The sequence below is a fragment of the Prochlorococcus sp. G4PB17 genome, assembly GCF_059772445.1.
Genome location: NZ_CM186288.1, coordinates 1806354 through 1818150 on the forward strand (window position 1 = coordinate 1806354; position 11797 = coordinate 1818150).

Genomic DNA, 11797 nt, shown 5'->3' on the forward strand with positions numbered 1-11797 from the left:
AATAGTCTGATTGTTTATCCGTGCGTAGCTGGTTTGAGCTTTTGTCGAAACAGGATTAAGGCGAATGATTAAGCTTATTCTCTTTGGGTTTAGTTCAATCATCAATCTGAGTGAATATCAATATTTTCGCAGATTACTTGAATTGTCTTCTCCTCCTCCATTCTCCAAGGCGGGATTTAACTTAGCAACAACAAGGTTATATTCCAGATCGTTCCTCAAAAGGTTGTCTTTTTTGTTGGTTGGTTTCTCCATATTCATTTACAAGCTATAACCACAGTCCTTGAGGGTTTATTTAAGTTAAATATATGAATCTAAGTCAACGTATTACTATTCCATGGGCGGCTCAGAGGGTTCCTTATCTCGATAGCCTGAAGACATATCAAGACAGCTACGCTTTTAGCCAAGATTCTTTGAATGGACTACCTGTTTGAATGTCTATGCAGAGGCACTTAAGACTTCAACGCTAAAAGTTCCAGATCTCAAAAAGGAAAACCGTACTAGACAATCAACGCAATCCTAAAATCACTTAGCCAAAATACCAAAGGTTGGAATTAGCACCAACGAGAGAGAGGGAGACTGTACTAAAAGTAGCTAATCTTCCCCTTATCGCTAAGTAGTTATTGAAATTTAGAACAATGAGTCACCACAATGCCACCATTAACTTCTCCCATGCACCATATAAGCAGAAGACGTCTTTAAGTGAATTAGACCGAGAAATAGAAATGGGAGAACTAAGATTGAGATATATACAGCTAATGAGGGATGTTCATAAGACTCTTGGAAAGGAAGATGCTAACGAATTGATTAAAGAATTAGAGGGTATTTGGGAAAAATTCAATTCCTGACTAGGTTGTATTCCAAGTGACACATATGTGTTTTTTAATCTTAATTTTAACCATAACAGTCTTTCTTCGCCCTTTGAGTCCATGATCGATTCCCGTTAGCTCATTCGATTTTCTACCAATGTATAAGTTTGCGTAATAAGCATACTGAAATACTTTGTCCCACAAGCTTGGCTACGTCATAAATATCCTAACTTTGCAAAATCAAATTACAAATGTAAGTGCTTCCTATTCCCTGGGATTGGTTAAGGGTATAAGAAAATATCAGGAGCTCATGTGAAAGCCAAGACAACGTCTTTGCCTCCGAAAACTTTAGATTTCTCTGCAATATACGGCATGAAAAAAACTCTTGCCATACTGAAAGTAGCTTAGCAAGAGTTTGACTGAGGCCAAGAAAAGCTAGTAAGAGAAAAGTTCTAAACTTTTCTTGAGTAATACTCAACAACTAACAATTCATTTATTTCAATAGCAACCCATTCCCTATCTGTCTTTGCTGATATCTTTGCCGAGAGTTTGGTTTTATCAAGTTCAAGATGTGGAGGAACATTCGCAAGACCTGGGAATTCTAAGTTGGCTTGAGCCAATTGCTTACTAGCTTTGTTATCTCTTATGGCAATAACATCTCCAGCCTTGCATTGATAACTTGCAATGTCAGTTATCCTGCCATTAACAGTTACATGGCCATGGTTTACTAGTTGCCTTGCGCCTGGGATGGTAGGTCCAAATCCAAGCCTAAAACAAACATTATCAAGCCTATTTTCCAAAAGCTTTAAGAGATTTGTTCCTGTGGAACCCTCCTGAGCACGAGCTTTCTTTACGTAGCGAACAAGCTGGCGTTCGGAAATACCATAGTTGAATCGAAGTTTTTGCTTTTCTTCGAGTCGGATCGCGTATTCAGAGCGCTTGCGACGGGCTTGGCCGTGCTGACCTGGGGGATGAGACCTTTTTGCGGCCTTCCGGGTGAGACCAGGTAGGTCTCCCAAGCGTCGCGTGATCCTCAAGCGAGGTCCGCGGTATCTAGACATAGGGTTAACTTAGAAAATGTTTACTGGTAAGGGTAATCTGGACGTAAATCCATTTGCCCCTTATTCACCAGTCCATTATTCTATCTAAACATGCTTACAAAGATCAATAAAGCCATTGCTCTTGTTTTTGTTGGTTTAATTTCCTTTTATCAGAAGTGGGTTTCACCTTTGTTTGGACCTAGTTGCCGATTTATCCCTAGTTGCAGTGCTTATGGGATAGAAGCCGTTAATAAGCATGGCCCTTGGAGAGGTGGCTGGCTGACTTTGAAAAGGTTAAGTAAATGTCATCCTTTTACTCCTTGTGGGTGTGACCCCGTTCCCGAAAAATGAACTCAGAAGAATTGATTTTATATTCACGTAAAGGTTGCTGTTTGTGCCAAACACTGGAAAAAAAATTGTCTAATATATGTCTAAAAAATTTAAAACCTTCTATTGTACTTTCCATTATCGATATAGATAGCAAAAATGTGTCATTAGATATTCAAATGAAGTATACAAATGAAGTTCCAGTAATAATTCTCGACTCAACTAGATTATTAAAAAAGATTGAATTACCCCGGGTTCCTCCGCGTTTAAAAGAAGAGATGCTTTTGTCTTGGATACAAAAAAATTTGAATATTTTGTACAAAACATCTTAAGAAAATAATCATTAGCTCTTTTTATTTAATTACTTAATTGAATTCAAAGTGAAAAACATAATTTATTTATTTTCATTAATTAAAATCCTTTTTAATTGCTCAATAGTAAGTAGATTTATTTTGTGGTGAAAATTATGTGGGTCTTTTTATACTTGAAATGATCCTTAATTGATTTTTCATTATCAGAGGTTTATTTTGTCGCGTTATCTACACACTTTATTGAAAGCAATTGATTTTCAAGTCCCTTCAGGGTTAGCGAATCCAGAAATAAAAAATCTTTCATGCGATTCTAGAGAAATCCAAAAAGGTGATTTGTTCTTAGGTTTAGAAGGTGAAAAAGTTGATGGAGGGATTTATTGGGCAAACGCAATTGATAGAGGTGCTTGTGCGGCGATTATTAGTAAAAATGCTTCTCTTTTAAATCCACCAACTAATGATGACCCCGTAGTTATTATTTCGGATTCAGTATCACTATTTATGGGCAAATTAGCTGCCGATTTTTGGGGTAAACCCTCTAGTGAGATTTGTTTGATAGGTGTTACTGGTACTAACGGTAAAACGACTACATCATTTTTAATTGAATTTTTGATTGCTTCGCTTGGCCATCCATCGGCTTTGTTTGGAACATTAATTAATCGCTGGCCTAATTATGAGGAAACTTCAAAATATACAACTACTTTTGCGGCCCCTTTGCAGGCAAAACTTCGTCAAGCAGTTCAGGCAGGAGTTGAATATGCAGCAATGGAAGTAAGTTCACATGCTTTGTCTCAGAATAGAGTTGCTGGTTGTGATTTTAGTGGCGCAATATTTACAAATCTTTCAAGAGATCATTTAGATTATCACGATTCAATGGAATCTTATTTTGAGGCTAAAGCTAGTTTGTTCCGATCACATTTAATAGAAGATGATGGGCCTAGATCAGTAGTTAACATAGATGATGAATGGGGAGAATTATTAGCAAAAGAGCTCAACCAAAAATGTTGGACATGCTCCCTAAAAGAGATCTCTCAAACCAGGGAAAAACCAGATTTATATATTAGTAATATTCAAATTATGCAAGATGGGTGTAAGGGAAAATTGCATACGCCATTTGGGGCCGAAAACTTTTTTTCTCCACTAATAGGTGAATTTAATTTAATGAATATATTGCAAGCAGTAGGAATTTTAGTTCAAAGAGGATTTCCCTTAAATGATCTTTTGGCTGCGTTGAACAAGTTTCCTGGAGTGCCAGGAAGAATGCAACTGATAAACATGGATGGATTTAAAGTCAAAGACGGCTATCCACTAGTGATAGTAGATTATGCTCATACACCGGATGGCTTGCAAAATGCTTTGATTGCTTCGAGATCATTGACGAAAAAACAATTAATTTGTGTCTTTGGTTGTGGAGGTAATAGAGATAAAGGTAAAAGATCTAAAATGGGAGAAGTTGCTGCTAAGCATGCAGATTATGTGGTTGTGACATCTGATAACCCTCGGCAAGAAAACCCAATTGAGATTATTAAAGATATTAAAAAAGGTATGACTTTTGATTCTGAAATCTCTGTTGAGCCAGAGAGATCGATAGCTATTCAGCTTGCCATAGCAAAAGCCAAGAAAAATGATGTTGTTTTAATCGCAGGTAAAGGTCACGAAGATTATCAAATTTTAAAAGATCAGACAATTTATTTTGACGATCGTGAACAAGCTAGAAAAGCATTATCTTTAAAAAAGACTATCTTATAGACTCTTTATTCGAGATGAAATTTTTTAGACCAATAACAAGATTATCTATTTCGTTTAAATCTGTAGTTATATGAACGCAAGCACGAAGCCATTTAGGATCTTCGAGAACTCTTATCCATAAATTCTTTTGACCAAGATAGTTGACAACTTCTTCAGGAGAATTAATTCCATTAATTGTAAAACTAATAATTCCTGCAGGTGGAGGACTCTTTAAAACAAGTTCAATGTTTTTGATTTGGTTTAGTTTTTCCCAAAGAATAGAGCTGAGGCTTTTAATCTTACAAAAGCGCTCAGTGTCTTGACCTTCATTATTTAGCATTATTAGAGAGCTCCTGAGACCAGCTAAAAGAGGGACACAAGAAGTCGCTATCTCAAAACGTCTGCCATCAGAATGAAAAGGAGTTTTATTGTTGACATATATGCCTTCTTCAGCTTTTAAGCTTTTCCAGCCAATTAATGTTGGGCTTGACTCTTCTAGAACTCTTGTTGAAAGAGCAACAGCTCCGAGTCCCTCAGGCCCGTATGCCCATTTATGTCCTGTAAACGCATATATATCCGCATGATCACAAGCCCCTTTAATTGGTATGTGACAAAAACTTTGAGCAGCATCAACTAATAAATAAGGTTTACTTGAATGCTTTTTAAGTTTTTTGGAAATAAGTTCAATTGGCATAATTTGTCCTGTGTTCCAAAGGAGATGTGAGAGAACAACGAGCTTTGTATTGTTTTTTAGATTTTCATCTATCAATTTAAGTACTTCTTTATATGTCTCATCTTTCTTGCCGTTACAATTGCATAATTTTGATACGGGAAGTATGGCGATTGTTAGATTCTTTTTTTGAGCTAACTCTTTACATGCTGCGACTATCCCTGGATGTTCACAATCGCTAATTAATAAATTATCTCCATCAGAAAATGGCAAGCCCAGCAAAGGTAAGATACAACCGGAGGTGACATTTTCGGTAAAGGCAATTCTCTTAGGATTAATAGCGCAAATCTCTGCTATAAGATTTTTCGTGGTTATGAATTCTTTAGTAATGTATGGCCAAACGTTATTTGTGAATGGACCTAGGCTTTGAATTGTTTGCCAACTCGAAGTTATTGCATTTAAAGATTGAATTGGGAGTGGACCTTGACCTCCATAATTAAAATAGTCTTTATTTTGTAGAGCTGGCATATTGTCTTTGAACAATATTGGTGACATACCTTTTATCTTGTGGTGTGGAAATTAAGAATATCTTTTTTTATAGCAACTTACCAATTTAATTATGTCTTTTAGTTATATGAACCTAAACGTCTACCATTTTTATTGTATTCAGGGGTATTTAAAATCATTAAGCGCGCAACTAAAGTATAGTGGTTTTAATTTTAAATTGGTTTATGAATATCAAAAAAGAACAAAAAATCAAAGCTCAAGAATGGGTGGTCATGTTCGATGGGCAAATAAAAAAAAGTGAGAAAGAAATTGATGCTTATGAGCATCATTTGGAAATTAACAATCAAAAGAGTGAATAGTGATTAGACTTTGGTCCCGTCGGACAAATTAGTGACAATCATATTTCTGTTGAACTTTTCAATTACTTCCTAGTTAATCTGCTTCACTTTTTTCGGCTTTTTATATTAAGATGAAACTCCTAATTAGGTCTTAAGATGAAAATTGATTTTGGTCCTGTAACTTTTAGCAGGATTGCTAGCATCCTATTGATACTGGGTTTCTTTGGGCTTTTAGCTTATAACTCTACTCTCTAATAATTTTCTAATTATAAAACAATTTCATCTTATAACTAGAAATTAAATTGTTTCGTATGATTAGTTATCAATTTATCTTTAAAATATTTATCATTCAACAATTAGTTAAATATAGATTCTTTTGATTTTTTGATTAATGAAAATAAAAATTAATAGGACAATTTAATTAGTTTCCATTTTCAGCTCTCGTTGTCTTTATTCATAGAGTAGAATTATTTGCATCAAGTTTATTGCTAATGGAAACCTCAACTACTGATCCAACATTATTGATGCTCATAGGAGGAATAGTTGTTTTACTAGCTGGCTCAGTAGCCTATGGAGTTTATTCAACATTTGGTTCTGGCTCAAAGGAGCTCAGAGATACTATTGATGAACACGCAAAAATGAATGAATTAGGTATCGCTCATGGGCATGGTGGAAGTTCAGAGGCCTATGAGATGTCTGGAAAACTTCAAAAGGATCAAATATCCTAAAAACTAAGAAGTACTTATCAAATTTTGATAAAAATTTATGCATTTATTTGTGCATATAATTTCCTATCAAGATAATTAAACCTCTGGGATATAATAAAAGGTATTAATTAGGTTCGAGAATTGATCCCTATAGATGAAAACAATATCTATTTTTTTAAAAATACTTGTTCTGACCAGCGATCATGTTGATTAGTGTACTAACTGGTTTTGCTGCTGGGGCGGTACATGTGGTTAGCGGAGCAGATCATATGGTAGCAATGGCTCCCTCCTCTATCCGTGAGCCCAAAATTGCTTTAATTGATGGTTTGGCATGGGGGATTGGACACTCAACAGGGGTTTTGATTCTTTCAATATTAGGAATTTTAGCTAAAGATTTGATAAATATTGAATTAATGTCTTCCTATGCAGAGTTTCTTGTTGGTATTAGTCTTTTGATTGTGGGGTTCCTAGCTATTAGAACTTCTTTAAAAGTAAACATTCACATGCATCAGCATATGCATGGAGAAGAAAAGCCTCATAAACATTTTCATTTCCATTCGCCTGGAAATAAACTTCATAGAAGTCATACTCATGCCGCAACTGGATTAGGAGTTTTGCATGGGTTTGCTGGAGCTAGTCATTTGGTTGCAGTTATTCCTGCATTAGCATTGCCTTTGTTTGGAGCGTTGGCTTATCTTTTTGCATATTTACTTGGATCAGTCTTCGCAATGGGATGCGTTGTTTTAGGTATATCTTTTGCAACGAGTAAAGCGAATAAAATGTTTTATCCTTTCTTGATGCGATCAATAGGAGCATTATCAATTGTGATAGGAATATTTTGGCTTCAAAAGACTTCGATTCTAACTTTTTAAAAATCTTGCTTCATGGATTACACAGTTAGCCTTCTTGCTTTGGGTGGCTTCTTTTTATGGGTTGTAATTGCGACACTGATTTGGGCAAGAAGAATGAGAAAACTTAAAAAAGAATATTCTCTAAATAAATCAAAATTCAAAAATTAATTGATACATCATTTTTCATCTTTAGATACATATTCATCAGTGAAAATGATTAAAGATTATGTATGATCATTCAACTATAAATAAGATTGATGAAAGGTGTTTTGTTTTTCTTAGGTTCCATCTTTAGATGGCCAGTTCAAAATACTAAAGAATTTATGATTCTGCATGTTTATCTTTTAGGTATATATGGAATAACTTTTTTGCTAAGAAACTTAGGTTTAGAATTATCTAACCTTATTTTTACAGTTGGTCTAATAGCTCCAATCGGTTATCTCATTTATAATGGACTACCTTTAGATTGTCTTAACTATAAGTCTGCAATTAAAAGGGAATTAAGTTCTCTAAATTAAATAAAAAGGTTAATTTATAAAACTTGTATTACTTCGCTAACCTCTGGAATCATTTCCCTTAGCTTTCTTTCAATGCCCATTTTTAGAGTCATTGTGCTACTAGGGCAACTTCCGCAAGCTCCCTGAAGTCTAACTTTGACGATTGGTCCATCTATTTCAGCTATCTCTACATTTCCTCCATCAGCCATGAGGAATGGTCTTAATTCATCAAGGACCTTTTCAACGTTTTCTGTAGTAAGTGCAAGAGTTTCGTCGCTCATTTCGGTTTACTTGATTTAATTTTGCTTAGCTTAGTTAATTGCAGGATAGTCTGTATGTAATCTTGATAAAGATTTTGTTTAATACCAGTGCCTCAGAGTCAGAAAATACTTATGACGCAATATTAGTAGGTGCAGGAATTATGAGCTCAACTCTTGCAGTACTTTTGCATGAGCTTGAACCAGATTTACGGTTGCTGGTTGTTGAAAGATTATCTTCTGCTGGTTTGGAAAGTAGTTCCGCCAAGAATAATGCTGGAACAGGACATGCTGCTAACTGTGAGCTTAATTACACTCCAATCCAAGAGGATGGCTCTCTAAGTACCACTAAAGCTTTTGAAATAAATAAATCTTTTGAGCAAAGCTTAGAGTTTTGGGCATCGTTGGCAGAAAAAGGGAAATTGATACCAAAAATTTTTTTAAATAAGTTGCCACACATCAGTCTTGTCTTTGGAGATAAAGATATTTCTTTGCTTGAAAAAAGGTTTTCTGAACTTACTTCTCATGCCGCTTTTGCTCAAATGGAATTCAGCAAGGATCATGGTGAATTAAAAGATTGGATTCCATTAATTATGGATGGCAGGAAAAAGAGTGAAAAGATTGCTGCGACAAGAATTCAAAGAGGAACTGATATTGATTTTGGTAATTTAACTCGCTCATATATCAATCAAATTGAAGATTCAAAATCTATTGAGATTAATTACTCTACTAATGTTGAAAATCTTGAACAAGATAGAGAAGGAGATTGGTATTTATCTTTAAAAGGAGCAAAAAAAGATAGAGTTGTTAGATCAAAGTTCGTGTTCCTAGGTGCAGGAGGAGGAGCTTTATCCCTTTTGCAAAAATCGGGAATTCCAGAAGGATTGTCATATGCAGGGTTTCCTGTCAGCGGCAAATGGTTGATTTGTGATGAGGAGAAATCAACAAAAACACATAATGCAAAGGTTTATGGAAATGCAGCAGTTGGAGCACCACCAATGTCTGTCCCACACTTAGACACAAGATGGATAGATGGAAAAAGATCTCTTTTGTTTGGTCCTTTTGCAGGATTTAGTTCAAATTTTTTAAAACAAGGCTCAAAACTGGATTTGTTTAGATCTATCAAAACAACTAATCTTTTTTTTATGTTGCAAGCAGGATTAGACAATATAGATCTAGGGAAATACTTATTAGGTCAATTAATACAAACAAATGAGGATCGAATAGAAACTTTAAAAAGATTTCTACCGAAGGTTTCACCTAATGATTGGAAGCTTTCAATTGCAGGGCAGCGGGTTCAAATAATTAAACAAACATCTAAAGGCGGTATTTTGAAAATGGGGACAGAAGTTGTTACTGCATCAGATGGATCTTTAGCTGCTTTGCTTGGGGCTTCTCCTGGCGCAAGCACAGCAGTAACAATTATGATTGAAGTTTTAAATCGGTGCTGGCAGGAAAAAATGAAATCAAGTAAATGGAAAAATAAAATGTTAGAGCTTTTTCCAAGTATTGGGACTGATATTAATTCAAACCAAGAAGCTCTTTTGGCAATTCGCAAAAGAAACGATTTCTTACTTAAATTAATTTAAAACTTTAGGAATGTTGAGCTATATTTAATCTTTACTCAGAGTTGAATTGATAAAAGAAGATCTTTCTCCTTTGATTGCTTTCGTATGACTAATGTGTCCATTTCTCGTCTGAGGAACTTCTGCATAATTGCTCATATTGACCATGGTAAATCAACCTTGGCAGACAGACTTCTTCAGGACACTGGCACTGTCTCTTCTAGAGACATGCAAGAACAATTCTTGGACAATATGGACCTTGAGAGAGAGAGGGGAATAACTATAAAATTACAGGCTGCGCGAATGAATTATCAAGCGGATGATGGAGAGGAATATGTCCTGAACTTGATTGATACTCCTGGCCATGTTGACTTTTCTTATGAGGTGAGCAGATCATTGCAGGCTTGTGAAGGTGCCTTGCTGGTTGTTGATGCTAGTCAAGGAGTTGAAGCTCAAACTTTGGCTAATGTTTATCTTGCCTTGGAAAATGATTTAGAAATTATTCCTGTTCTTAATAAAGTTGATTTACCTGGTGCTGATCCTGAGAAAATCAAAAATGAAATTGAATCAATTATTGGTTTAGATACATCTAATGCAATTTCCTGTTCTGCTAAAACAGGGGTTGGTATCCCAGAAATACTTCAAGCAGTAGTAGATAGAATACCTTCTCCGAAAGATAATGCTGATCAAGCTACAAAAGCACTTATTTTTGATTCTTATTACGACCCTTACAGAGGGGTGATTGTCTATTTCAGAATCATGAGTGGTGGCATAAGTAAGAAAGACAAGGTTTTACTTATGGCTAGTAAAAAAAGTTATGAGTTAGATGAAATAGGTGTTATGGCTCCGGATCAAGTAAAAGTAAATTCTCTTCATGCAGGTGAAGTGGGATATTTAGCGGCATCAATTAAAGCAGTTGCTGATGCAAGAGTCGGGGATACTATCACGTTGCAGGATAGACCCGCTGAAGAAGCTTTACCAGGTTATACAGAAGCCAAGCCAATGGTTTTTTGTGGGTTGTTTCCAACTGATGCAGATCAATATCCAGATTTAAGAGAGGCTCTAGATAAATTACAGCTATCCGATGCTGCATTGAAATATGAACCTGAAACAAGTAGTGCAATGGGATTTGGCTTCCGTTGTGGATTTTTAGGTTTATTACATATGGAAATTGTTCAAGAGCGTTTAGAACGCGAATATGACTTGGATTTAATTGTTACTGCACCCTCAGTTATTTATAAAGTGAAAATGACTGATGGAGAAGTTTTGATGATAGATAATCCCGCTACACTTCCAGACCCTCAAAAACGTGAAACCATAGAAGAACCTTACGTCAGAATGGAAATTTATGCTCCTAATGATTACAACGGCACTTTGATGGGACTTTGTCAGGACAGAAGAGGAGACTTTATTGATATGAAGTACATAACAACTGATCGAGTCACTCTTATTTATGAAATACCTTTAGCAGAAGTAGTCACCGATTTCTTTGACCAGATGAAAAGTAGAACTAAGGGATATGCTTCTATGGAATATCACTTGATTGGTTATAGAGAAAATGATTTAGTCAGATTGGACGTTTTAATCAATTCAGAGCGAGCAGATCCTTTAACGACAATCGTTCATAAAGATAATGCTTACAGTGTCGGAAAAGGGCTTGTTGAGAAATTAAAAGAACTTATTCCAAAACAGCAATTTAAGATTCCTTTACAGGCTTCAATTGGGAGTCGGATTATTGCAAGTGAGGGTATTAGTGCCTTACGAAAAGATGTGTTGTCCAAATGTTACGGAGGCGATATCTCTAGAAAAAAGAAATTATTGAAGAAACAGGCAAAAGGAAAAAAACGAATGAAGTCTATGGGGAAAGTAGATGTTCCCCAAGAGGCTTTTATGGCTGTCTTGAAATTAAATAATGACTAAATGATATTTTTATGATCTGAGTTTGTTTGGATAGCTTATTTCACTTGCGTTATGTAAAAATATTGAGACTTCTTGATTCCCTTTCTCTTTGGTTAGGTTTGTCCATACAAAACCTATAATTATTAATGCTGCAATAGCTATTGAGAGCTCTCCTACAGTGAGACCATCATTTTTAAAATGCATCTTAAATTGTATGTATTCATTTATTTAAGCAATTTTTTTTTTAATTTCTACCTTTTATAGCTAAATTTAATTAGGTCTTATTATTTGATCATT

Annotated in this window: 17 protein-coding genes; 12 read left to right on the forward strand and 5 right to left on the reverse strand. The window is 35.3% G+C overall.

Translation table 11 applies throughout. From position 1 onward, the window contains the following. Window positions 1-117 precede the first annotated feature (117 nt). Window positions 118-252, reverse strand: a complete 135-nt coding sequence (locus tag AC6EJB_RS10260; RefSeq protein ID WP_498491365.1) for a hypothetical protein — start codon at window positions 250-252, stop codon at window positions 118-120. A gap of 53 nt (window positions 253-305) precedes the next feature. Between AC6EJB_RS10260 and AC6EJB_RS10265 the strand changes: the two genes are divergently transcribed. Together AC6EJB_RS10265 and AC6EJB_RS10270 are read left to right on the forward strand one after the other, a co-directional pair. Beyond that, a complete protein-coding gene (locus AC6EJB_RS10265; protein ID WP_498491367.1) occupies window positions 306-431 on the forward strand; it encodes a DUF8673 family protein in 126 nt (41 codons plus the stop codon). 204 nt (window positions 432-635) lie between these two features. Next, window positions 636-845, forward strand: coding sequence for a hypothetical protein (locus tag AC6EJB_RS10270; RefSeq protein ID WP_498491369.1), 210 nt, complete (start codon window positions 636-638; stop codon window positions 843-845). A 413-nt stretch (window positions 846-1258) separates the two neighbouring features. Here the strand turns inward: AC6EJB_RS10270 and rpsD are convergent, their stop codons facing one another. Further along, window positions 1259-1867 carry a 30S ribosomal protein S4 gene (rpsD, locus tag AC6EJB_RS10275; RefSeq protein ID WP_413677393.1) on the reverse strand — a complete coding sequence of 203 codons (609 nt, stop codon included), beginning with the start codon at window positions 1865-1867 and terminating at the stop codon, window positions 1259-1261. Window positions 1868-1957: 90 nt separating this feature from the next. Between rpsD and yidD the strand changes: the two genes are divergently transcribed. From yidD to AC6EJB_RS10290, 3 genes are all read left to right on the forward strand, one after another. Then, window positions 1958-2197, forward strand: a complete 240-nt coding sequence (gene yidD / locus AC6EJB_RS10280) for a membrane protein insertion efficiency factor YidD (protein ID WP_498491372.1) — start codon at window positions 1958-1960, stop codon at window positions 2195-2197. After that, window positions 2194-2505, forward strand: a complete 312-nt coding sequence (locus AC6EJB_RS10285) for a glutaredoxin family protein (RefSeq protein WP_498491374.1) — start codon at window positions 2194-2196, stop codon at window positions 2503-2505. Before yidD ends, AC6EJB_RS10285 begins: the two co-directional genes overlap by 4 nt. A gap of 195 nt (window positions 2506-2700) precedes the next feature. Then, complete coding sequence (locus tag AC6EJB_RS10290) at window positions 2701-4230, forward strand: UDP-N-acetylmuramoyl-L-alanyl-D-glutamate--2,6-diaminopimelate ligase (RefSeq protein WP_498491376.1); 1530 nt, start codon at window positions 2701-2703, stop codon at window positions 4228-4230. Here the strand turns inward: AC6EJB_RS10290 and AC6EJB_RS10295 are convergent. Further along, window positions 4220-5434, reverse strand: coding sequence for an aminotransferase class V-fold PLP-dependent enzyme (locus tag AC6EJB_RS10295; protein ID WP_498491378.1), 1215 nt, complete (start codon window positions 5432-5434; stop codon window positions 4220-4222). The genes AC6EJB_RS10290 and AC6EJB_RS10295 overlap by 11 nt on opposite strands. Before the next feature lie 176 nt (window positions 5435-5610). On the opposite strand from AC6EJB_RS10295, the gene AC6EJB_RS10300 reads away from it, so the two are divergent. The 5 genes from AC6EJB_RS10300 to AC6EJB_RS10320 all read left to right on the forward strand — a co-directional run bounded on the left by AC6EJB_RS10300 (window position 5611) and on the right by AC6EJB_RS10320 (window position 7800). Beyond that, on the forward strand, window positions 5611-5745 hold the full coding sequence (locus AC6EJB_RS10300; RefSeq protein WP_498491380.1) for a hypothetical protein: 135 nt from the start codon (window positions 5611-5613) through the stop codon (window positions 5743-5745). Window positions 5746-6215: 470 nt separating this feature from the next. After that, entirely contained in the window at window positions 6216-6452 is a 237-nt protein-coding gene (psbN, locus tag AC6EJB_RS10305; RefSeq protein WP_498491381.1) for a photosystem II reaction center protein PsbN, read from the forward strand. 182 nt (window positions 6453-6634) lie between these two features. After that, window positions 6635-7303 carry a hydantoin utilization protein A gene (locus AC6EJB_RS10310; protein ID WP_498491383.1) on the forward strand — a complete coding sequence of 223 codons (669 nt, stop codon included), beginning with the start codon at window positions 6635-6637 and terminating at the stop codon, window positions 7301-7303. A gap of 12 nt (window positions 7304-7315) precedes the next feature. After that, on the forward strand, window positions 7316-7450 hold the full coding sequence (locus tag AC6EJB_RS10315; RefSeq protein WP_498491384.1) for a hypothetical protein: 135 nt from the start codon (window positions 7316-7318) through the stop codon (window positions 7448-7450). Between the two features lie 89 nt (window positions 7451-7539). After that, the gene (locus tag AC6EJB_RS10320; protein WP_498491385.1) at window positions 7540-7800 is read left to right on the forward strand and encodes a hypothetical protein; all 261 of its coding nucleotides are present in this window, start codon (window positions 7540-7542) and stop codon (window positions 7798-7800) included. Between the two features lie 14 nt (window positions 7801-7814). Here the strand turns inward: AC6EJB_RS10320 and AC6EJB_RS10325 are convergent, their stop codons facing one another. Next, window positions 7815-8060: a NifU family protein gene (locus tag AC6EJB_RS10325; RefSeq protein WP_011294385.1), complete on the reverse strand. Its 246-nt coding sequence runs from the start codon at window positions 8058-8060 to the stop codon at window positions 7815-7817. Window positions 8061-8134: 74 nt separating this feature from the next. On the opposite strand from AC6EJB_RS10325, the gene AC6EJB_RS10330 reads away from it, so the two are divergent. Beyond that, window positions 8135-9625: a malate:quinone oxidoreductase gene (locus tag AC6EJB_RS10330; RefSeq protein WP_498491386.1), complete on the forward strand. Its 1491-nt coding sequence runs from the start codon at window positions 8135-8137 to the stop codon at window positions 9623-9625. An 84-nt stretch (window positions 9626-9709) separates the two neighbouring features. Then, window positions 9710-11521, forward strand: coding sequence for a translation elongation factor 4 (gene lepA, locus AC6EJB_RS10335; protein ID WP_498491387.1), 1812 nt, complete (start codon window positions 9710-9712; stop codon window positions 11519-11521). 9 nt (window positions 11522-11530) lie between these two features. Here lepA and AC6EJB_RS10340 read toward each other — a convergent pair whose 3' ends face one another. Further along, window positions 11531-11704: a hypothetical protein gene (locus AC6EJB_RS10340; protein ID WP_498491388.1), complete on the reverse strand. Its 174-nt coding sequence runs from the start codon at window positions 11702-11704 to the stop codon at window positions 11531-11533. Window positions 11705-11797 lie beyond the last annotated feature (93 nt).

Coding starts and splice junctions, on each gene's coding strand:
- AC6EJB_RS10285 (WP_498491374.1), top strand. CDS start 2,194: ATGAACTCAGAAGAATTGATTTTATATTCACGTAAAGGTTGCTGTTTG.
- AC6EJB_RS10310 (WP_498491383.1), top strand. CDS start 6,635: ATGTTGATTAGTGTACTAACTGGTTTTGCTGCTGGGGCGGTACATGTG.
- AC6EJB_RS10320 (WP_498491385.1), top strand. CDS start 7,540: ATGAAAGGTGTTTTGTTTTTCTTAGGTTCCATCTTTAGATGGCCAGTT.
- AC6EJB_RS10265 (WP_498491367.1), top strand. CDS start 306: ATGAATCTAAGTCAACGTATTACTATTCCATGGGCGGCTCAGAGGGTT.
- AC6EJB_RS10315 (WP_498491384.1), top strand. CDS start 7,316: ATGGATTACACAGTTAGCCTTCTTGCTTTGGGTGGCTTCTTTTTATGG.
- yidD (WP_498491372.1), top strand. CDS start 1,958: ATGCTTACAAAGATCAATAAAGCCATTGCTCTTGTTTTTGTTGGTTTA.
- AC6EJB_RS10260 (WP_498491365.1), bottom strand. CDS start 252: ATGGAGAAACCAACCAACAAAAAAGACAACCTTTTGAGGAACGATCTG.
- AC6EJB_RS10300 (WP_498491380.1), top strand. CDS start 5,611: ATGAATATCAAAAAAGAACAAAAAATCAAAGCTCAAGAATGGGTGGTC.
- AC6EJB_RS10340 (WP_498491388.1), bottom strand. CDS start 11,704: ATGCATTTTAAAAATGATGGTCTCACTGTAGGAGAGCTCTCAATAGCT.
- AC6EJB_RS10270 (WP_498491369.1), top strand. CDS start 636: ATGAGTCACCACAATGCCACCATTAACTTCTCCCATGCACCATATAAG.
- lepA (WP_498491387.1), top strand. CDS start 9,710: ATGACTAATGTGTCCATTTCTCGTCTGAGGAACTTCTGCATAATTGCT.
- AC6EJB_RS10325 (WP_011294385.1), bottom strand. CDS start 8,060: ATGAGCGACGAAACTCTTGCACTTACTACAGAAAACGTTGAAAAGGTC.
- rpsD (WP_413677393.1), bottom strand. CDS start 1,867: ATGTCTAGATACCGCGGACCTCGCTTGAGGATCACGCGACGCTTGGGA.
- psbN (WP_498491381.1), top strand. CDS start 6,216: ATGGAAACCTCAACTACTGATCCAACATTATTGATGCTCATAGGAGGA.
- AC6EJB_RS10295 (WP_498491378.1), bottom strand. CDS start 5,434: ATGTCACCAATATTGTTCAAAGACAATATGCCAGCTCTACAAAATAAA.